General features: G+C 64.8%; 17 protein-coding genes. 8 read left to right on the top strand and 9 right to left on the bottom strand.

Annotation, left to right across the window (positions count from 1 at the left end):
* Positions 1–161: 161 nt before the first annotated feature.
* From leuS to BZL41_RS10085, 5 genes are all read left to right on the top strand, one after another.
* The gene (gene leuS / locus BZL41_RS10105; protein WP_095599171.1) at positions 162–2,768 is read left to right on the top strand and encodes a leucine--tRNA ligase; all 2,607 of its coding nucleotides are present in this window, start codon (positions 162–164) and stop codon (positions 2,766–2,768) included.
* A gap of 61 nt (positions 2,769–2,829) precedes the next feature.
* Positions 2,830–3,417: an LPS assembly lipoprotein LptE gene (gene lptE / locus BZL41_RS10100; protein ID WP_095599170.1), complete on the top strand. Its 588-nt coding sequence runs from the start codon at positions 2,830–2,832 to the stop codon at positions 3,415–3,417.
* Positions 3,418–3,459: 42 nt separating this feature from the next.
* Entirely contained in the window at positions 3,460–4,497 is a 1,038-nt protein-coding gene (gene holA / locus BZL41_RS10095) for a DNA polymerase III subunit delta (protein WP_095599169.1), read from the top strand.
* A 167-nt stretch (positions 4,498–4,664) separates the two neighbouring features.
* Positions 4,665–4,826, top strand: a complete 162-nt coding sequence (gene arfA, locus BZL41_RS10090; RefSeq protein ID WP_084335389.1) for an alternative ribosome rescue factor ArfA — start codon at positions 4,665–4,667, stop codon at positions 4,824–4,826.
* Between the two features lie 76 nt (positions 4,827–4,902).
* Positions 4,903–6,231, top strand: coding sequence for a lytic murein transglycosylase (locus tag BZL41_RS10085; RefSeq protein WP_095599168.1), 1,329 nt, complete (start codon positions 4,903–4,905; stop codon positions 6,229–6,231).
* A 1-nt stretch (position 6,232) separates the two neighbouring features.
* Here BZL41_RS10085 and adeC read toward each other — a convergent pair whose 3' ends face one another.
* The 3 genes from adeC to BZL41_RS10070 are packed head-to-tail and all read right to left on the bottom strand — an operon-like array spanning position 6,233 to position 11,992.
* Entirely contained in the window at positions 6,233–7,660 is a 1,428-nt protein-coding gene (adeC, locus tag BZL41_RS10080) for an AdeC/AdeK/OprM family multidrug efflux complex outer membrane factor (protein ID WP_371916510.1), read from the bottom strand.
* Complete coding sequence (locus BZL41_RS10075; RefSeq protein ID WP_095599166.1) at positions 7,660–10,800, bottom strand: efflux RND transporter permease subunit; 3,141 nt, start codon at positions 10,798–10,800, stop codon at positions 7,660–7,662. The genes adeC and BZL41_RS10075 overlap by 1 nt, the downstream gene beginning before the upstream one ends.
* 10 nt (positions 10,801–10,810) lie before the next feature.
* Complete coding sequence (locus BZL41_RS10070; RefSeq protein WP_095599165.1) at positions 10,811–11,992, bottom strand: efflux RND transporter periplasmic adaptor subunit; 1,182 nt, start codon at positions 11,990–11,992, stop codon at positions 10,811–10,813.
* Positions 11,993–12,160: 168 nt separating this feature from the next.
* Between BZL41_RS10070 and baeS the strand changes: the two genes are divergently transcribed.
* The 3 genes from baeS to lipA all read left to right on the top strand — a co-directional run bounded on the left by baeS (position 12,161) and on the right by lipA (position 15,436).
* A complete protein-coding gene (baeS, locus tag BZL41_RS10065; protein WP_095599164.1) occupies positions 12,161–13,555 on the top strand; it encodes a sensor histidine kinase efflux regulator BaeS in 1,395 nt (464 codons plus the stop codon).
* 1 nt (position 13,556) lies between these two features.
* Positions 13,557–14,240 (top strand): response regulator, encoded by a 684-nt coding sequence (locus BZL41_RS10060; protein ID WP_095599163.1) that lies wholly within the window; start codon positions 13,557–13,559, stop codon positions 14,238–14,240.
* Positions 14,241–14,383: 143 nt separating this feature from the next.
* Positions 14,384–15,436: a lipoyl synthase gene (lipA, locus tag BZL41_RS10055; protein ID WP_095599162.1), complete on the top strand. Its 1,053-nt coding sequence runs from the start codon at positions 14,384–14,386 to the stop codon at positions 15,434–15,436.
* Positions 15,437–15,513: 77 nt separating this feature from the next.
* Here the strand turns inward: lipA and lipB are convergent, their stop codons facing one another.
* From lipB to rodA, 6 genes are all read right to left on the bottom strand, one after another.
* Positions 15,514–16,137, bottom strand: a complete 624-nt coding sequence (lipB, locus tag BZL41_RS10050; protein WP_095599161.1) for a lipoyl(octanoyl) transferase LipB — start codon at positions 16,135–16,137, stop codon at positions 15,514–15,516.
* Positions 16,138–16,416 carry a DUF493 domain-containing protein gene (locus BZL41_RS10045; protein ID WP_095599160.1) on the bottom strand — a complete coding sequence of 93 codons (279 nt, stop codon included), beginning with the start codon at positions 16,414–16,416 and terminating at the stop codon, positions 16,138–16,140.
* Positions 16,417–16,477: 61 nt separating this feature from the next.
* Positions 16,478–17,638, bottom strand: coding sequence for a D-alanyl-D-alanine carboxypeptidase family protein (locus BZL41_RS10040; RefSeq protein ID WP_095599159.1), 1,161 nt, complete (start codon positions 17,636–17,638; stop codon positions 16,478–16,480).
* Between the two features lie 67 nt (positions 17,639–17,705).
* On the bottom strand, positions 17,706–18,731 hold the full coding sequence (locus BZL41_RS10035) for a septal ring lytic transglycosylase RlpA family protein (RefSeq protein ID WP_168190977.1): 1,026 nt from the start codon (positions 18,729–18,731) through the stop codon (positions 17,706–17,708).
* Positions 18,731–19,741, bottom strand: coding sequence for a lytic murein transglycosylase B (mltB, locus tag BZL41_RS10030; RefSeq protein ID WP_095599158.1), 1,011 nt, complete (start codon positions 19,739–19,741; stop codon positions 18,731–18,733). Before mltB ends, BZL41_RS10035 begins: the two co-directional genes overlap by 1 nt.
* A gap of 18 nt (positions 19,742–19,759) precedes the next feature.
* A complete protein-coding gene (gene rodA, locus BZL41_RS10025) occupies positions 19,760–20,863 on the bottom strand; it encodes a rod shape-determining protein RodA (protein WP_174706155.1) in 1,104 nt (367 codons plus the stop codon).
* Between the last annotated feature and the right edge of the window lie 14 nt (positions 20,864–20,877).

Below are 20,877 nucleotides of genomic sequence, written 5' to 3'. Positions count from 1 at the left end.
TGTCGCGACAAACGGCGGCCCGCGCGGCCTCGGGCGAATCAGGCGAAGCGGCGGAACGATCCGCCCGGCTGACCCGGCGCGGCAAAAATCCATCAACAGAAGCGCGCGCTCATGTATGCTACGGCGTTTCCTGTAAGCCCCTTTTTCCAGCGCCAGTAGCCATGCACGAACAGTATCAGCCCCGCGAAATCGAAGCCGCCGCGCAATCCCACTGGGACCAGCAGAAATCCTTTGTAGTGAGCGAACAACCGGGCAAGGACACCTTCTATTGCCTATCGATGTTCCCCTACCCCAGCGGCAAGCTGCATATGGGCCACGTGCGCAACTACACCATCGGCGACGTGATCGCCCGCTACCAGCGCATGCAGGGCAAGAACGTCCTGCAGCCGATGGGCTGGGACGCGTTCGGCATGCCGGCGGAAAACGCCGCGATGAAGAACAAGGTGGCGCCGGCCAAATGGACCTACGAAAACATCGACTACATGAAGTCCCAGCTCAAGAGCCTGGGCCTGGCCATCGACTGGTCGCGTGAAGTCACCACCTGCAAGCCGGACTACTACCGCTGGGAGCAGTGGCTGTTTACCCGCCTGTTCGAGAAAGGCGTGATCTACCGCAAGAACGGCACCGTGAACTGGGACCCGGTCGACCAGACCGTGCTGGCCAACGAGCAGGTCATCGACGGCCGCGGCTGGCGCTCGGGCGCGCTGATCGAAAAGCGCGAAATCCCGATGTATTACTTCAAGATCACCGCCTACGCGGATGAGCTGCTGGAAAGCCTGGACGAGCTGGACGGCTGGCCGGAACAGGTCAAGACCATGCAGCGCAATTGGATCGGCAAGTCGCGCGGCATGGAAATCAGCTTCCCCTACGACGTCGCCAGCATCGGCAGCGAAGGGGTGATGAAGGTCTTCACCACCCGCCCCGACACCCTGATGGGCGCCACCTACGTGGCAGTGGCCGCCGAGCATCCGTTGGCCACCCTGGCAGCGAAGAACAACCCCGAGCTGCAAGCCTTCATCGAGGAATGCAAGCGCGGCGGCGTCGCCGAAGCCGACATTGCCACCCAGGAGAAAAAAGGCTTGGCCACCGCCTTGCGCGTGCAGCACCCGCTCACCGGCGAGCTGCTGCCGGTATGGGTCGCCAACTACGTGCTGATGAACTACGGCGAAGGCGCGGTCATGGCCGTGCCCGCCCACGACGAACGTGATTTCGAATTCGCCAGCAAGTATGGCCTGCCGATCAAGCCGGTGGTCCGCACCAGTGCCGGCGACACCACTCCGGCCCCCTGGCAGGACGCCTACGGCGAACACGGCCAACTGATCAACTCGGGCGAGTTCGACGGCCTGGACTTCGAAGGCGCCTTCGATGCCATCGAAGTGGCTCTGCAGAAGAAAGGCCTCGGCCAGGCGCGTACCCAGTTCCGCCTGCGCGACTGGGGCATCAGCCGCCAGCGCTACTGGGGCTGCCCGATCCCGATCATCCATTGCGACACTTGCGGCGACGTACCGGTTCCGGAAGACCAGCTCCCCGTGGTGCTGCCGGAAGACGTGGTGCCGGACGGCACCGGCTCGCCGCTGGCGAAGATGCCCGAATTCTACGAGTGCAGTTGCCCGAAATGCGGCCAGCCGGCCAAGCGCGAAACCGACACCATGGACACCTTCGTCGAATCGTCCTGGTACTTCGCCCGCTACGCCTCGCCGACCTACGACAAAGGCATGGTCGATCCGGCCGCGGCCAACCACTGGTTGCCGGTGGACCAGTACATCGGCGGTATCGAGCACGCGATCCTGCACCTGCTCTACGCACGCTTCTTCCACAAGCTGATGCGCGACGAAGGGCTGGTCAACTCCAACGAGCCGTTCAAGAACCTGCTGACCCAGGGCATGGTGGTCGCCGAGACCTACTACCGCACCGCGGAAAACGGCGGCAAGGACTGGTTCAACCCGGCCGACGTGGAAGTCGAGCGCGACGCCAAGGCCAAGGTCATCGGCGCCAAACTCAAGAGCGACGGCCTGCCGGTGGAAATCGGCGGCACCGAGAAGATGTCCAAATCGAAGAACAACGGCGTCGACCCGCAGGCGATGATCGATGCGTACGGTGCCGACACCTGCCGTCTGTTCATGATGTTCGCCTCGCCGCCGGACATGAGCCTGGAGTGGTCCGACTCCGGCGTCGAGGGCGCCAGCCGCTTCCTCCGTCGCGTCTGGCGTCTGGCCCATGCCCACGTCAGCCAGGGTCTGCCGGGCACGCTGGACAAGAACGCGCTGAGCGACGAGCAGAAAGGCATTCGCCGCGCCATCCACCTGGCCATCAAGCAGGCCAGCCAGGATGTCGGCCAGCATCACAAGTTCAACACCGCCATCGCCCAAGTGATGACCCTGATGAACGTGCTGGAAAAGGCACCGTCCGACACAGTCCAGGACCGTGCCCTGCTCCAGGAAGGCCTGGAAACCGTGGCCCTGCTGCTGGCACCGATCACACCGCACATCTGCCACGCGCTCTGGGAACAACTGGGCAAGAGCGGCGCGATCATCGACGCCGACTGGCCGCAAGTGGACGAAGGCGCCCTGGTGCAGGACAGCCTGGAACTGGTGGTGCAGGTCAACGGCAAGCTGCGCGGCCACATCGAAGTACCGGCCAGCGCCAGCCGCGAAGAGATCGAAAGCGCCGCCCGGCAGAACGAGAATGTCCTGCGCTTCACCGAAGGCCTGACCATCCGCAAGGTTATCGTGGTGCCGGGCAAGCTGGTCAATATCGTCGCGAACTGATGCAGTCCGCCGCACGCCGACGGGTGGTGCGGCGGGACGCTCGCCAAGGGGAAATGAAAAGATGATGAAACGGAATCTGATCCTGATCGGCCTCGCCGCCCTGCTGAGCGCCTGCGGCTTCCAGCTGCGCGGTACCGGCGATATCCAGTTCGCCCTGCGCGAACTGGACGTTTCGGCGCGCAACGCCTACGGCGAAACCGTCAAGCAGCTTCGCCAGCAACTGGAAAGCAACGACGTCAAAGTCTATCCGGGCGCCGCCTATAAACTGGTGCTGATCCGCGAAACCGAAGGCAAGCGCACCGCCAGCTACACCGGCAGCGCACGTACGGCCGAGTACGAACTGACCGACAAGCTGGACTTCGAAATCCGTGGCGCGAAGAACATGCTGCTGCTCGCCGACAACGCCGAAGTACAGAGCATCTACGTGCATGATGAAAACAACCTGATCGGTTCCGATCAGGAAGAAGCCCAGTTGCGCAACGAGATGCGCCGCGACCTGGTGCAGCAACTGGTGATGAAACTGCAACGGATCACCCCGGACCAGCTCGACCAGTTGCAGCAAGCCGCCGAAGCCGAAGCGCTGGAAGCCGCACGCCGTGCACGGCAGGTCGAACCCCAGCAATCGCCGATCCAATTGCCGGTCCAGTGACCGGCCCGGGCCGTCTCGGCGGCCCGACCGGCTCCCGCCACGATGAAGCTCAATCCCGCCCAGCTCGCCAAGCACCTCCAGGGCTCCCTGGCGCCCGTCTACGTGGTCAGCGGCGACGAGCCGCTGCTCTGCCAGGAAGCTTGCGACGCGATCCGCGCTGCCACCCGCGCCCAGGGGTTCAGCGAGCGCCAGGTATTCAACGTCGAGAACAACTTCGACTGGGGTCAGTTGATCGAAGCCGGCGCCAGCCTCTCGCTGTTCGCCGAGAAGCGCCTGATCGAGCTACGCATTCCCAACGGCAAGCCGGGCGACAAGGGCGCTGCCGCCCTGCTCGAATACCTCGCCCGTCCGGCGGAAGACACCCTCCTGCTGATCAGCCTGCCGAAGCTGGATGGCAGCACGCAGAAAACCAAATGGGCCAAGGCCCTGATCGACGGACCGCAAGCGCAGTTCATCCAGATCTGGCCGATCGACGCCCACCAGTTGCCACAGTGGATTCGCCAACGCCTGTCCCAGGCCGGCCTCGCCGCCAACCAGGAAGCGGTGGATCTGATCGCCGCGCGGGTGGAAGGCAACCTGCTCGCCGCCGCGCAGGAAATCGAAAAGCTCAAGCTGCTCGCCGAAGGCAACCAGATCGACGCCGCCATGGTGCAGGCCGCAGTGGCCGACAGCGCCCGTTTCGACGTCTTCGGCCTGATCGATGCTGCTCTCAACGGCGAAGCCGCCCATGCCCTGCGCATGCTCGATGGCCTGCGCGGGGAAGGCGTAGAAACCCCGGTGATCCTCTGGGCCCTGGCCCGCGAACTGCGTCTGCTGGCCGGCCTCGCCCAGCAGTACGCCCAAGGTGTGCCGTTGGAGAAAGCCTTCAGCCAAGCCCGTCCGCCCGTTTGGGACAAGCGCCGGCCGTTGCTTTCCAAGGCACTGCAACGCCACTCCAGCGCCCGCTGGAACCAGTTGCTGATGGATGCCCAACGCATCGATGCCCAGATCAAGGGCCAAGCGGCCGGCGACCCGTGGAACGCCCTCGGCCGCCTGACCTTGCTGGTTGCCGGCCAGCGTTTGCCGTTGCCATCCGAGTGATCTCAACGCAGGGAGAATGAATTTGCTCCAAAGGCACCCTGCCCGTGGGACGAATTCATTCGCCCAAACTCGCCGGTCACCTGCCCCATCCAACTCTGGACATTTTTTGAACAAGGCCCGATGATGCGCGCGCCTGCCAGCCGGTAGGCTTCCTCAGGAGAAAACAGATGGCCAAGAAATCCCGACCCGGCCCGAACAAGGCCAAGTCCCTGGTTGCCCAGCCCCTCTTCCGCTGTCGCCAGGAAAAGCCGAAAAAAGGTAAAGGCAGCTACCGCCGCGAAGCCTCCCAGTCCACCAACTGGGAGGCTTCGGTCTTTCTGGCGGCATGAAAATCGTCGGGACTCCGGCACGATGCCGGATGTCGTGTTATGGTCTCGGTCTGATTCGACGTCCCGAGAGCGTTCCATGTTTTACCGTTCCGCCGCCGGCCGACCGTTCCGCCATTTGATCGCCGGCTCCGCGCTGCTGCTGACCGCCTGCACCGAACCGCCTGTCGCCGCAGACCAGACCCCGAGCCAGCCTCCCCAACCCCCTCAGGTGCAAGCCGCACCCCAGGCCACGGCGACCCCGACCGACGTACCGTTCGAGCAACCCGCCATCAGCTTCGATGATTGGCGTACCGGCTTCCGCGAACAGGCACTCGGCAAGGGCATCGACGCCAGGGTCTTCGACAACGCTTTCGCTGGCGTCACACCCGATCCCGCGGTGATCGCCGCCGACCGCAGCCAACCCGAATTCACCCGCCCGGTCTGGGAATACCTGGACGGCGCCCTCTCTTCTCAGCGCGTCGGCAAGGGCCGGCAACTGCTGCGCCAACATGCCGCGACGCTACAGAGGATCGAAGACATCTACGGCGTCGATCGCCAGGCGCTGGTCGCCATCTGGGGCATGGAAAGCAACTTCGGCCAGATCATGGGCGACAAGCCGGTGATCCGCTCGCTCGCCACCCTGGCCTACGAAGGCCGCCGTCCGCAGTTCGCCCAGGAACAACTGCTGGCTGCCCTGGACATCCTTCAGCATGGCGACGTCCAGCCCGCCCGGATGCTCGGCTCCTGGGCCGGAGCCATGGGCCAGACTCAGTTCATCCCGACCACCTATAACACCCATGCGGTGGACTTCGACGGCGACGGCCGCCGCGACATCTGGGGTTCGTCCGCCGACGCCCTGGCCTCGGCCGCGCACTACCTGCAAGCCTCCGGCTGGCGCAAGGGGCAGCGCTGGGGCTTCGAAGTGAAGCTGCCCCAGGGATTCGATTACGCCCAGGCCGATGCCGATATTCGCAAGCCCCTGTCCGAATGGCGGCAGATGGGCATCGTCGGGATTCCCACCGGCAACGAATCGGACAGCGCCTACCTGTTGCTCCCGGCTGGCTACCGTGGCCCGGCCTTCCTGGTGCTGAACAACTTCCGCAGCATCCTCAAGTACAACAATTCTTCATCCTATGCCCTGGCCATCGGCCTGCTTGGCGAACGCCTGCAAGGGGGCGGATCGATCGCCGGCCAATGGCCGAAGGACGAGCTGCCGTTGTCGCGCAGCGAGCGCATTGAATTGCAGGAACGCCTAGCCGACAGCGGTTACGACCCCGGCGCCGCCGACGGCATCATCGGCGCCAATACCCGCCGGGCGATCCGTGGCTTCCAGCAGTCCCTCGGCTGGCCGGCGGACGGTTACCCGACCCAGTCGCTACTCCGCCAGTTGCGCGGCGCTTCACTGCCGGCCACGACCAGCCGCTGACTCACGATGCCGCGTTGCCGGTCTGCCGCTCGGTGGAGGCGCCACCACCGAGCACCTTGTACAGCGTCAGGCGGTTGGCCTGCTCCGACAATTCCAGGCTGATCAGGCCCAGGCGCGCCGAATAGAGCGAGCGCTGGGCATCCAGCACTTCCAGGTAGCTGTTGGCGCCGTTGCGATAGAGCGCATCGGATAGCCGATAGCTGCGCTCGGTAGCCTCGACCAGCGCGCGTTGCGCATTCAACCGGTCCTGCAAGGTACTGCGCACCGCCAGCGCATCGGCAACTTCCCGGAACGCGCTCTGCACGGTCTTTTCGTATGTAGCTAATTGGATGGCCTTCTCGGCCTTCGCCGACTCGAGGTTGGCACGCAGACTGCCGGCGTTGAAGATCGGTACGCTGATGCTCGGCGCGAAACTCCAGGCGCCGCTGCCACCCTTGAACAACCCGCTCAGGTCGGCACTGCTGGTACCCGCCGCACCGGTCAGGCTGATGCTTGGAAATAGCGCGGCGCGGGCAGCACCGATATCGGCATTGGCTGCTTTGAGGTCATGCTCGATGGCGAGCACATCGGGCCGGCGTTGCAGCAGGCTGGACGGCAGACCGGCCGGAATATCCACCAGTTGCGCGGCTTCCGCATCCAGGGTGGCCGGCAGCAGCGCGTCGGGCACCCTGTCACCCACCAGCAATGTCAGCGCGTTGATGTCCTGGCGGATCTGGCTGGTGTACTCCGCCACGTCCTCGCGCGCCGACTCCACAGTGCTCTGCGCCTGGGCCAATGCCACACCGGAGCTGTTGCCGAGGTCATGGCTGTGCCGGGTCAGTTCGTAGGACGCCTGCTGGCTTTTCAGGGTGTCTTCGGCGAGTTGCAGCAGGGCCTTGTCGGCGGCCAGGGTGAGCCAGGCGTTGGCGACTTCGGCGACTAGGCTGATCTGCGTGCTGCGATGGGTCTCCTCCAGGGCCAGATAATCTTCCAGGGCCGACTCGCTGAGGTTCTTCAGCCGGCCGAAGAAATCCAGCTCGTAGCTGCTGAACCCCAGCTCGGCGCTGTATTGCGAACCGATGCTGGCCGCCTCTCTTCCATTCAACGAGGCAGGTGTGCGCGAACGGGTTCCGCTGACGCTGGCCGCCACCGTGGGAAAATGCTCGGCGCGCTGGATGCGGTACTGGGCGCGGGCCTTCTCGATGTTCAGGGCGGCGACGCGCAGATCGCGGTTGTTCGCCAGGGCGCGCTCGACCACCTGTTCGAGACGAGCGTCGGTGAAGAAGCTGCGCCAATCGATCTCGGCACTGGCGTTGCCCGAGGTGCTCGCCGCCTGAGCCGGCCATTGATCGGCCACGGGTGCCTGCGGTCGGTGATAATCCGGGGCGAGATTGGCGCAACCGCCCAGCGCGAGCGCCAGCAGCAGCGGAACGAAAACGGGCCGGCGCATCATGGCTGGACTCCTGCGACAAGATTGGATTCGGTCGGCGCCTTTTTGCTGAACAGACGACTAACCAGGACGAAGAACAGCGGCACGAAGAAGATTCCCAGCACCGTGGCCGAGAACATGCCGCCCAGCACACCGGTGCCAATGGCCCGGCGGCCGCCGGAGCCGGCGCCGCTGCTCAGGGCCAGCGGCAGCACACCGAACATGAAGGCCAGGGAGGTCATCAAGATCGGCCGCAGGCGCTGGCGACAGGCCTCAAGGGTGGCGTAGATCAGGTCGCGGCCCTGCTCCTGCAAATGCTTGGCGAACTCGACGATGAGGATCGCGTTCTTCGCCGCCAGGCCTACCGTGGTGAGCAACCCGACTTGGAAATAGACGTCGTTGCTCAACCCGCCGAGACGGGTGGCCAGCACCGCGCCGATGACCCCGAGCGGCACCACCAGCATTACCGCGAAGGGAATCGACCAGCTCTCGTAGAGCGCCGCCAGGCAAAGGAACACGAACAGGATCGACACCCCGTAGAGCAACGGCGCCTGGGAGCCGGACAGGCGCTCCTGGTAGGACTGCCCGGACCATTCGTAGCCGATACCGGCCGGTAATTGGGTGATCAGCGATTCGACCTCAGCCATGGCTTCGCCCGAACTGACCCCGGCCGCCGGATCGCCGACCAGTTCCAGCGAGGCATTGCCGTTGTAGCGTTCCAGCAGCGGCGAGCCGAAGGTCCAGCCGGTACTGGCGAAGGTGGAGAACGGCACCATATCGCCGAGGCTGTTGCGCACGTACCAGCGGCCGATGTCCTCCGGCCGCATGCGCGCGTCGGCATCGCCCTGCACATAGACCTTCTTCACTCGTCCGTTGTGGATGAAATCGTTGACGTAACTGCCACCCATGGCCGTGCCGAGGGTAGTGTTGATATCGCCGGTGGCCAGGCTGTAAGCACCGGTCTTGCGGTCGTCGATGGCCACGCGGAATTCGGCGGTGTCGTCCAGGCCGGTACTGCGCACGCCCACCAGCTTGTCGCTCTTGGCCGCCAGAGCGAGAAATTGGTCGCGGGCGGCGATCAGGGCATCATGCCCGACGCCACCGACGTCCTTGAGTTGCAGATTGAAGCCGGAGCTGTCGCCAAGACCACGGATAGCTGGCGGCTGCATGACGAAGATGCTCGCATCGCGCAGGTTGGAAAGTTCCAGGGTGGCGCGCCGGGCGATGGCCACTGCGGCATGTTCGGCGCCGTCACGCAGACTCCAGTTCTTCAGAGTGATGAAGGCGCGGCCAGCATTCTGCGCATTGCCGCCCATGCCCATGCCCGTAATGCTGACCAGGGAGTCGATCTCCGGCTGGGCGCGGATGTAGTCGATGAACTCCGTCATCGCCGCCTGGGTGCGCGCATCGGTGGCGCCCACCGGCAACTGGATCATCGCCATCAGCATCCCTTGGTCCTCGTCGGGGAGGAAGGAGCCAGGCAGGCGCAGGTATCCCACCGCCATTACAACCAGGATGATCGCGTACAGCGCCAGGAACCGCGGCCCACGGCGCAGCACGCCGCCAACGCCGCCCTGGTAGCGCCCCGCATTGCGCTCGAAGGTGCGGTTGAACCAGGCGAAGAAGCCCCGCTTCGGCACATGCCCGCCTTCGGCCGAGGGCTTGAGCAGGGTGGCACAGAGCGCCGGGCTGAGGCTCATGGCCACCAGCACCGAAAGCAGCATGGCGCTGACGACGGTGATGGAGAATTGCCGATAGATCACCCCGGTGGAGCCGCCGAAGAAAGCCATGGGAATGAACACCGCCGAGAGCACCAGGGCGATGCCGACCAGCGCGCCGCTAATCTCGCCCATGGACTTGCGCGTCGCCTCGCGGGGCGACAGGCCCTCCTCGCTCATGACCCGCTCGACGTTCTCCACCACTACGATGGCGTCGTCCACCAGCAGGCCGATGGCCAGGACCATGCCGAACATGGTCAGGGTGTTGATCGAGTAACCGAACGCTGCCAGCACGCCGAAGGTGCCGAGCAGCACCACCGGTACGGTGATCGCCGGGACCAGGGTGGCGCGCCAGTTCTGCAGGAACAGGTACATGATCGCCACCACCAGAACGATGGCCTCGAACAGCGACTTGACCACCTCCTCGATGGACAAGCTGACGAACGGCGTGGTGTCGTAGGGGATCGCCGTTTCCAACTGCATCTCCGCCGGGAAGTTGGCCGACAGCTCGGCGAGCTTCTCCTTCACCGCCTCGGCGGTATCCAGCGCGTTGGCGCCGGTGGCCAGAGTGATGCCCATGGCCGCCGAAGGATTGCCATTGAGCGAGGTCACCACGTCGTAGCTTTCGCTGCCCAGTTCGACGCGGGCGACGTCCGCCAGCCGTACCAGCGAGCCGTCGCTGCCGGCCTTGAGCACGATCTCGCGGAAGTCCGCCTCGCTCTGCAACTTGCTGCGCGCACTGATGGTGGCGTTCAACTGCTGTCCGGTCCTGGCCGGCAATGCGCCGAGCTGACCGGCCGAAACCTCGGTGTTCTGCGCCTCGATGGCAGTACTGACGTCCGACGGCATCAGCGCGTACTGCTCCAGCCTGGCTGGGTCGAGCCAGATGCGCATGGCGTAGCCGGAGCCCAGGGTTCGCGCCTCGCCGACACCATCCACGCGGCTGACCTGATCGAGCAGGCTGCTGGAAATGTAATCGCCGATATCGGTACTGGTGACCGACGGGTTGGCCGACTGCAGGGCGACGATCATCAGGAAGTCGGAGCCGCCCTTGGTCACCGTGATGCCCTGGTTCTGCACCGCCTGGGGCAGGCGCGACTCGGCCTGTTGCAGCTTGTTCTGCACCTGCATCTGCGCCACGTCCGGGTCGGTGCCGGCGCTGAAGGTCAGGTTGATGCTGGCGGTGCCCGCCGAACTGCTGGAGGCGGACATGTAGGTGAGGCCGTCGAGCCCTTTCATCTGCTGCTCGATCACCTGGGTGACCGAGTCCTCGATGGTCTTGGCCGAGGCACCGGTATAGGTGGCGGAAATGCGTACTTCAGGCGGGGCGATGTCCGGGTACTGCTCCAGCGGCAACTGGCTGATGGACAGCGTGCCGGCGAGCATGATGACGATGGAGATGACCCAGGCGAAGATCGGCCGATCGATGAAAAAACTTGGCATCGTCCGTTCCTCAGTTCGCGCTGCGGGTGGCCAGGCCGTCGCTGGCGCCGGCCGGCTGTTCGAGGGCGACGCTGCGGACCGGAGTACCGACCCTGGCCTTCTGCCCGCCCTCGACGATCACTTGGTCGCCGGCGGCCAGGCCGCCGGTCACCCACCAGTCGTTGCCGACGCTACGACCGAGCGTTACCAGGCGCTGCTCGACCTTGCCGTCGATCACCAGCAGGACACTGGCCGCACCGCTGGCACTGCGCGTCACCGCCCGTTGCGGCACCAGCAAGGCCTCGTCGTCCACCGCTTCCTCCAGCACCGCGCGAATGTACATGCCCGGCAGCAACAAGCCATCGGGGTTCGGTACCACGGCGCGCAGCGTGACGCTGCCGGTGCTTTCCGACACCGTGGCACCGGCGAACTGCAAGCGGCCCTCGTGGGCGTATGGGCTGCCATCCTCCAGCAGCAGGGTGATGCGCGCTTCGTCCTTGCCGGCGCTCTTCAGCTTGCCCTCGGCCAGTTCTCGCTTGAGGCGCAACACCTCGGCGCTGGACTGGGTGACGTCGACGTATAGCTGATCGATCTGCTGCACGGTGGTCAGGGCGGCTTCCTGGCTGGCGGTCACTAGCGCGCCTGGGGTAACCGTGGAGGTCTCGATGCGGCCGGAAATCGGCGCGTCGATGCGGGTGTAGGCGAGGTTGATGCGGGCGCTGTCCACACTGGCCTGGGCCGATTTTACGTCGGCCTCGGCGGTCTTCAGGCTGGCCTGGGCGTCCTCGTTGTCCTGCTGGCTGACCGCATCGATCTTCGCCAGCTCGGCATAGCGCTTCGCCTTCAGCCGCGCCGACACCAGGGTTGCTTCGGCCTTGGCGGCATTGGCCCTGGCCTCGGCATAAGCCGCCTGGTAGGTCGCCGGATCGAGCTGGTACAGCGCATCCCCCGCCTTGACCTCGGCGCCCTCGGTGAACAGCCGCTGCTTCACAATACCGCCAACCTGCGGACGGATCTCCGCCACCATCCAGGCCCGTGTACGTCCCGGCAGCTCGCTGGTAAGCGTCTGCGATTGCGAGGTCACGGTGATCACGCCTACTTCGGTTGGCGGGGGCACCGGCATCTCACCTGCCGGCGAGCATCCGGCCAGCACCGCCGAGAGGGCGATGAGCGGGGCCAGGTTGACCAGGAATCTGTTGAGTACTGTGGGCATCGGCTTCTCCAACCGGCAGGCGCCGGTGCGTTCTCGTCTCTGATGGCCACCGATGCTGAGCGGCAAATGTGGAGAAAAATTGGAGATTACCCCTCCGGGCCCCGTCCTGCCTTGAAACCGGCACCGATGACGGCCTTAATGACGGCTCCTCGACGCGCTCCCGAATCCATGAAAATCAGTATTTCCACCAAACTGTTTCTCGCCGTGCTCTCCACCGCCCTGTGTATCACCCTGGCCATGGGCGCGGCCGACGGCTGGAGCTTCGTCCGCGGCTTCCTCGGCTATGTCAACGAACTGGCAGTGCAGCGCATGGACGCCATGCAGACACAGATCATCGAAGGCTACCGGCAGCACGGCAACTGGGAATTCGTTCGCAACCAGCCCCGTGTCTGGTTCGAGATGACCCGGCCGGAAAACGACCCATTCCGCCCCGGCGCCCCGTCCACGCCCCGGCTCGCGCCGGTTTCCGACCTGACCGGGGCCATGCTGCGCATCTCCCTGCTGGACGAGCGCGGCGAGCCGGTCATGACCTTCATCGAAGTGGGGCGGGACGCGGTGCGCCGGCCGATCGTGGTCGACGGGCGGACCGTCGGCTGGCTGGCTATGACGCCCTTCCAAAGCGTCATCGAGGTCGGCGGCCAGCGCTTCCTGCGCAACCAGTTGCGGGCCAGCCTGGTCGTCGGGCTGATCGCCCTGCTGCTGGCGGCGCTGATCGCCTGGTGGGTGGCGCGACGGCTGCTGGCGCCGGTCAAGCAGGTGGCTGCCGCCACCCATCGTCTGGCCGCGGGCGAATACACCGAGCGGGTGAGTGTCGAGTCCCAGGATGAAGTCGGCCAACTGGCCCGCGACTTCAACCAGCTCGCCCATACCCTAGAGCGCAACGAGCAGATGCGCCGGGCTTTCTTGGCCGATGTCTCCCACGAGCTGCGCACACCGCTGGCGATCCTGCGCGGCGAGCTCGAGGCCATCGAGGATGGCGTGCGCAAACTCGACGGCGAATCGCTTCGCTCGCTACAGACGGAGGTCGGCATGTTGAGCAAGCTGGTAGACGATCTCTACGAATTGTCGCTGGCGGACGTCGGTGCGCTGACCTACCGCAAGAGCGAGCTGGACATCGCCGAGCAACTGCGCATCGCCCTCGGCATCTACCGCGATCGTTGCGCCGAACATGGCCTGGCCCTGGAGCTGCAACTCCCCGCGCAGCCCGTGCCGGTGCTCGCCGATGCCGGGCGCTTGCAGCAGTTGTTCAGCAATCTGCTGGAGAACACCGTGCGCTACACCCATGCTGGTGGCTGCCTGCGAGTCGCCGTCCAGGTCGAGGACGATGCGGTGAGCATCGATTTCCTCGATTCGGCGCCCGGCGTGGACGAACGACACCTGCCGCGGCTGTTCGAACGCTTCTACCGCGGCGAGGGATCGCGCAGCCGTGCCAGTGGCGGGTCCGGGCTCGGCCTGGCGATCTGTCACAGCATCGTCGAGGCCCATGGCGGCACTATCGAAGCGCGCCCCTCTCCCCTCGGCGGGCTTTGGCTGAACGTCCGTCTGCCGAAGGGGGGGTTGTGACATGCTCAACGATGCCCCGGCGTCCACCCGCATCCTGGTGGTGGAGGACGAACCCAAGCTGGCCGCTCTGCTGCGCGACTACCTGCAGGCGGCGGGCCATGACGTCGCCTGTTTGGACAATGGCCTGGAGGTCGTGCCCACGGTCCGCGCACAGGAGCCGGACCTGATTCTCCTCGACCTGATGCTGCCGGGCTGCGATGGCCTGGAGGTGTGCCGGGAACTGCGCACTTTCAGCGACGTGCCGATCATCATGGTCACCGCCCGGGTCGAGGAGATCGACCGCTTGCTTGGCCTCGATCTCGGTGCCGACGACTACATCTGCAAGCCGTTCAGCCCCCGCGAAGTGGTGGCACGCGCCCGTGCGATCCTGCGCCGGCGCCCACTGGCCGCCCGGACGGAACAAGGCCTGAGCCTGGACGAAAGCACCTACAAGGCGAGCTTCAAGGGTATCGAGCTGGACCTGACGCCCGTGGAGTTCCGCCTGCTGAGTTGCCTGGCAGCTTCCCCTGGGCGGGTGTTTTCCCGCGACCAGTTACTGGACCGCCTCTACGACGACCACCGGGTGGTCACCGACCGCACGGTGGACAGCCACGTCAAGAACCTGCGGCGCAAGCTGGAACAGATCGACCCGGAGCAGAGCCTCATCCATTCGATCTATGGGGTGGGATACAAGTTGGAATTCTGAAGCGGGGAGGATCGAAGCCAGGCGCTCCACTACACACCGGCCAGCGGATGGCCGCCAGCTTGTGCGAACGCCTTCTGTGATAGACTGCGCGGCGGCCACAAGCCACCAGCCTATGGAGCCTCTACACGGAGTCCAGATTCCCGATGTCCGATACAACCTCGTCCAAACCCGTTGCCAGCGGCGAAAAGTTCCGCACCGCTCAGGGCATCGTCGCGATCAAGGATGGCCAGAAGCGCCGCTCCTCTGCCGAACCCCAGGTATTCGAGCCCAAGCCCAAGTGGCTGCGGGTCAAGGCACCCGGCGGCAGCCGCTTCGAAGCGGTCAAGCGTAACGTCGGCGAGCACCGCCTGAGCACCGTATGCCAGGAGTCGCATTGCCCGAACATGGGCGAATGCTGGTCCAACGGTACCGCTACGATCATGCTGATGGGCTCGGTATGCACCCGTGCCTGCCGCTTCTGCGCGGTGGACACCGGCAACCCGAATGGCTGGCTGGACAAGGAAGAACCGCAGAACACCGCCGAGTCGGTCGAGCTGATGGCGCTGCGCTATATCGTGCTGACCTCGGTGGATCGAGACGATCTGGAAGATGGCGGCGCCGGCCATTACGCCGCCTGTGTGCGCGCCATCAAGGAACGTACCCCGCAGGTGGTGGTGGAGGCCCTGACTCCGGACTTCAACGGCAACCTGTCCGCCATCGAACGGGTGGTGGATTCCGGCCTGGAAGTGTTCGCGCAGAACGTCGAGACGGTCGAGCGCCTGACCCATGAGGTGCGCGACCCGCGCGCCGGCTACGAGAAGACCCTGAAGGTACTGGCGCATGCCAAGCGCCACCGCCCGGACGTGCTGACCAAGACCAGCCTGATGCTGGGCCTGGGCGAAACCGACGAAGAAGTCATCGCGACCATGGATGACCTGCGTGCCATCGGCGTGGACATCCTCACCCTCGGTCAGTACCTGCAGCCGACGCGCAACCACCTGCCGGTCAAGCGCTGGGTCAGTCCCGAGGAGTTCAACCGCTTCCGCGACATCGGCCTGCAGAAGGGCTTCATGGAGGTCGCCGCAGGTCCGCTGGTGCGCTCCAGCTACCGCGCCGACCGGGTATTCGAGAAGAACAACCTGGGCCTGGTGGCACCTGCTCCGGTGCCCGGCCAGGAAGTCGATACCAGTCTCATCCCGGCGCTGAACCTGAACTGACGCTCCCCGAATCACGCTTTCGGCTAATCCAGGCTATGGTCACCCCGGTGATGTAGCCTGGATTAATGCAGCGTATCTCAGATGTACCCCAGCCGCTGGCGAAGCACGTGCTCAAGACGCTGCGCCACCTCCTCGACCGCTGGCGGTGCGTCGAGCAGATCCCTCAGTTGCACCATTTTCAGCCCGGCATAGCCACAGGGGTTGATGCGCAGGAAGGGCGTCATGTCCATATCCACATTGAGCGCCAACCCGTGGAACGAGCAACCCCGGCTGACTCGCAGCCCCAGCGAAGCGATCTTGTCGCCGTTGACATACACGCCAGGCGCATCGGCCTTTGGCGCCGCCTCAATGGAATAGCTGGCCAGCACATCCACCAGACTTTCTTCCATCGCCGTCACCAGCTCGCGCACACCAAGATTCAGGCGGCGCAGATCCAGCATCAGATAGGCGACCAACTGGCCAGGACCGTGGTAGGTAACCTGCCCGCCGCGATCGACCTGAATCACTGGAATGTCGCCCGGCGCCAACAGATGCTCGGACTTGCCGGCCTGCCCCTGGGTGAACACCTGGGGATGCTGCAGCAGCCAGATTTCGTCAGGCGTCAGTTCGTTGCGCTCGGCCGTCAGCCGACGCATCGCTTCCAGGGTCGGTAGATAGTCCACCACCCCAAGGTGGCGTACGACGAGTTCAGCTGCCGCCACTTACAACACCATGTGCACGCGGCCGGTGGCGCGGAGGTCGACATGGATCGCCTGCAACTGCTCCAGGCCGGTAGCGGTGATCAGCACCTGCACGGAGAGGAAACGCCCGTTGCGGCTGTCGCGCACCACCAGGCTCGATGCGTCGAGATCGGGGGCGTGGCGCTGGATGACTTCGATCACCAGGTCAGCGAAGCCTTCGCCGGCGTCGCCGATCACCTTGATCGGATAGCGCTCGCAGGGGAAATCGATTTTCGGGGCTTGTACGTCGGTATCGGTCATGGCGTCAGCGGGCCTCTGGCCCGTCCAAAGGGGTGCCCCCGACAGGGAGCACCCGGGCAAATCAGTTGAACAATCCGTAGAAGAACAGGCGGATGCTATCCCACAGGCGGCGGAAAAAACCACCTTCCTCCACGCCTTCCAGCGCAACTAGGTCGGCGCTGTGCACCACCTCGTCGCCCAGCTTGACCTCCACCTTGCCGATCACGTCGCCCTTCTGGATCGGCGCGATCAGTTGCGGTTCGAGGGTCATGCTGGCAGCCAGCTTCTTCAGTTGTCCCTTGGGCAGAGTCAGGGTCAGGTCCTGGTTCAGACCAGCCTTGACCTGGCGCGCGCTGCCCTTCCAGACCTGGGCCTGGGCCAGTTCGGCGCCCTTCTGGTAGAAGGTCTGGGTTTCGAAGAAACGGAAACCGTAGGTCAGCAGCTTCTGGGTCTCGGCGGCACGGGCCTGCTCGCTGGCGGTACCGAAGACCACGGCAATCAGGCGCATGCCGTCGCGCACGGCGGAGGACACCAGGCAGTAGCCGGCTTCCTCGGTGTGGCCGGTCTTCAGGCCGTCCACGGTCTTGTCGCGCCACAGCAGCAAGTTGCGATTGGGCTGCTTGATACCGTTCCAGAAGAATTCCTTCTGCGCGTAGATGGCGTAGTGCTGCGGGTCCTCGTAAATGATCGCGCGGGCCAGCAACGCCATGTCGTGGGCCGAGGAATAGTGATCCGGGTCCGGCCAGCCGGTGGCATTCATGAAGTGGCTGTTGCGCATGCCGAGGCGCTCGGCGGTGGCGTTCATCATGTCGGCGAAGGCGTCTTCGCTGCCGGCGATGTGCTCGGCCAGGGCGACGCTGGCGTCGTTGCCGGACTGGATGATGATGCCGTGCAGCAGGTCGCTGACCGACACTTCCTTGCCCACTTCGATGAACATCTTCGAGCCGCCCATCCGCCAGGCCTTCTCGCTGACGCGGACCATGTCGGTTTCCTTGATCTGGCCCCGGTTGATGTCCAAGGTTGCCAGGTAGGCGGTCATCAGCTTGGTCAGGCTGGCCGGCGGCAGGCGCTCGTCGGCATTGTTCTCGATCAGCACGTTACCGCTGGCGGCATCCATCAACACATACGACTTGGCGGCCAGTTGCGGCGGCGCCGGTATCACCGGTTCGGCGGCCCAGGCGGAGGCGCCGGTGAGCAGCAGAAGCGATAAGGTGATGCGTTGGGCAAAGCTGGTGATGTTCATCCGTCTCTCTGAGGTTTTAGGCTGATGGTCAAACATGCCCCGCGGGGCAATTCGGCGGGCCGGGTTCTCACTCCGGCTTCACGAAGGTCGGCTGGCCGAGGTTGGCCAGCCTCACGCTGTCCTGGACTTGCTGGGCCTCACCCTGCGTCTCGATCGGCCCCAGGCGCACCCGGTGCAGGATCTGCTGGTTGCGCACGACTGAGCTGATGAACACCGGCGCATTGACCGCCTGGCTCAGCTTGTCCTTGAGAAGCTCCGCAGCGTCGGGATTGGCGAAGGCCCCAACCTGGAGATACAGGCCAGACGCTCCGGGCGAACCTTTTTTTTTTGCGTCGACCTGCACCGGCAGTACTGCCGCGGCGTGTTGCTGTGGTGGAGGCGTGTATTGCTCGATCGGCTGGGCCACCGATTGCGGCGCGCTGGCCACGGTGATCGGCGCATTCTGGCTGACCGACTGAACCCTGGCCCCCGGCTGCGCCAGGACCATCGGCACCGGACGGCCCTGCTTGGCCCACCACTCGGTGGGATCGATGCCTTCCACCTTGACCCTCGCAGTGCCGACTTCGGCGTAACCGAGCTTCTTCGCCGCGGCGAAGGACAGGTCGATGATGCGGTCGGAATAGAACGGGCCACGGTCGTTGACCCGCAGGATGACGCTGCGGCCATTCTCCAGGTTGGTCACCCGCACGTAGCTCGGCAGCGGCAGCGTCTTGTGCGCAGCGGTCATGCCGTAGAGATCGTAGGTTTCGCCGTTGGCGGTGGCTTGGCCGTGGAACTTGGTGCCATACCAGGAGGCGGTGCCGACGGCCTGGTAACGCCGCGCATCGCTCATGGGGTAGTAGGTCTGGCCGAGCACCGTATAGGGGTTGGCCTTGTAGCTGCCGTAATGCGGCATGGGCACCGCATCGGGGATGCGCGAGACGTCCACGTCCCACCAGGGCGCGCCGTCCCGATGCGGACGGCTGTAGGCGCCGGGGCCGGAAATCGGCGTCACGCCCGGCTGCACCGGCTGCGGCGCGCGGCTGCTGGAACAGCTCGCCAACATCAGGCCCAGCGTACCCAGGGCGACCCATTTGATCGGCATCTGTACCATCACTTCCGGCCTCGTGCCTGAACCAGCAGATCGGACAGCTGATGCACGGCCATGGCGTACATCACGCTGCGGTTATAGCGTGTGATCACGTAGAAATTCGGCAACCCCATCCAGTACTCCGGGCCGGCTTCGCCGTCCAGGCGGAAGGCGGTGACGGCCAGGTCGTCGCGCAGGGCGTCCCGGCTCGCCCAGCCCAGGCTACGCAATTCGCCGACGTTTTTCACCGGTTCCAGACCTTCGGTCAAGCCCTGCTCGACCTGGTCGCCGCGCACTTGGGCCTCGCTGACTACCGGTTCGCCGGCCACCCAGCCGTGACGCTGGAAGTAGCTGGCGACACTGCCAATGGCATCCACCGGATTGCTCCAGATATCGATGTGCCCGTCATTGTCGAAGTCCACCGCGTAGGCGCGGAAGCTGCTCGGCATGAACTGCGGCAGGCCCATCGCGCCCGCATAGGAGCCTTTCAAAGTCAGCGGATCGACCTGCTCCTCGCGGGCCAGCAGGAGGAATTCCTTGAGCTGCTGGCGGAAGAACGGCGCCCGCGGCGGATAATCGAAGCCAAGGGTGGACAGCGCGTCGATCACCCGGTAGCTGCCGGTGTTGCGGCCGTAGAAGGTTTCCACGCCGATGATCGCGACGATCACCTGGGCCGGCACCCCATATTCCTGCTCGGCGCGGGCCAGCGCGGCCTCATGCTCGCGCCAGAAATCCACCCCGCGGGCGATGCGCGATTCGGTGATGAAGATCGGCCGGTATTCCTTCCACGGCTTAACCTTCTCCGCCGGCCGGGAAATCGCGTCGAGAATCGTCTGCTTGCGCTCCACGTCGTGGAACAGGCTGACCAGTTGCTCACCGGCGAAACCGTAGTCACGCGTCATCTCGGCGACGAACTCGGCCACCTGGGGCGAACCTTCGTAATCCCCCGCCTGCGCGAAAGCGGAAAACCCCAGAACGCCAGCCAGACCGATTCGAATCGCCTTGCCTGCAGCCCAGCTACGCAGCTCTTGCATGGATTCCTTCACTTCTCGTCATACCTGCGCGATCCACTTGCGATGGGTGTGGATCGACATCAAAACCCCGAACCCTGACAGTAGCGTCACCAGCGAAGTTCCGCCGTAACTGATGAAGGGCAGCGGCACCCCCACCACGGGCAGCAAGCCGCTGACCATACCGATATTCACGAAGACATAAACGAAAAAGGTCATGGTCAGGCTGCCGGCCAGCAGCTTGCCGAACAACGTCTGCGCCTGGACCGTGATCACCAGACCGCGACCGATCAGCAGCAGATAGATCAACAGCAGCAGGCAGACGCCGACCAGGCCGAACTCTTCGCCAAGGACCGCAATGATAAAGTCCGTATGGCTTTCGGGCAAAAAATCCAGGTGCGATTGGGTGCCGAGCAGCCAGCCCTTGCCGAACACCCCGCCGGAACCGATCGCCGCCTTCGACTGGATGATGTTCCAGCCGGTACCCAGGGGATCGCTCTCCGGGTCGAGGAAGGTCAGCACCCGCTGCTTCTGGTACTGCTTGAGGACGAAGAACCACATGCCGACGGCGATCGGCACCACCGCCGCCGCCGCCCCGAGAATCCAGCGCCAGCGCAGACCGGCGATGAACAGCACGAAGGCACCGGAAGCCAGGATCAGCAACGAGGTTCCCAGGTCCGGCTGCTTGAGGATCAACACGAACGGCACGCCAATCAGCGCCAGGCTGATGGCGATGTGTTTGAGCCGGGGCGGCAGGTTGCGCTTGGCCAGGTACCAGGCGATGGTCGCCGGCATGATGATCTTCATGAACTCCGAGGGCTGGAAGCGGATCACCCCGGGAATGTTGATCCAGCGCGTCGCCCCCTTGGCGTCATGTCCCATCACGTCCACCACCACCAGCAGGCCGACGCCAACCAGGTAGGCCAGCGGCACCCAGCGTGCCATGAAGCGCGGCTCGAGCTGGGCGATGACGATCATGGCGGTCAGCCCCAAGCCGAAGGAGACTGCCTGCTTGATCAGCATGTCCCAACTCTTGCCGCTGGCCGAATACAGGACGAACAGGCCGCCGGCGGCCAGGAGCAGCAACAGCAGCAGCAATTGACCGTCGATGTGCATGCGCTGCAGCAGGCTGGCGCGGCGGCGCATCACATCTTCGCTGG

Source organism: Pseudomonas sp. PIC25, assembly GCF_002286785.1.
Classification (GTDB): domain Bacteria; phylum Pseudomonadota; class Gammaproteobacteria; order Pseudomonadales; family Pseudomonadaceae; genus Pseudomonas_M.
The sequence above is the reverse complement of the archived record's forward strand: the minus strand, read 5'-3'. Positions and strand labels throughout refer to the sequence as shown.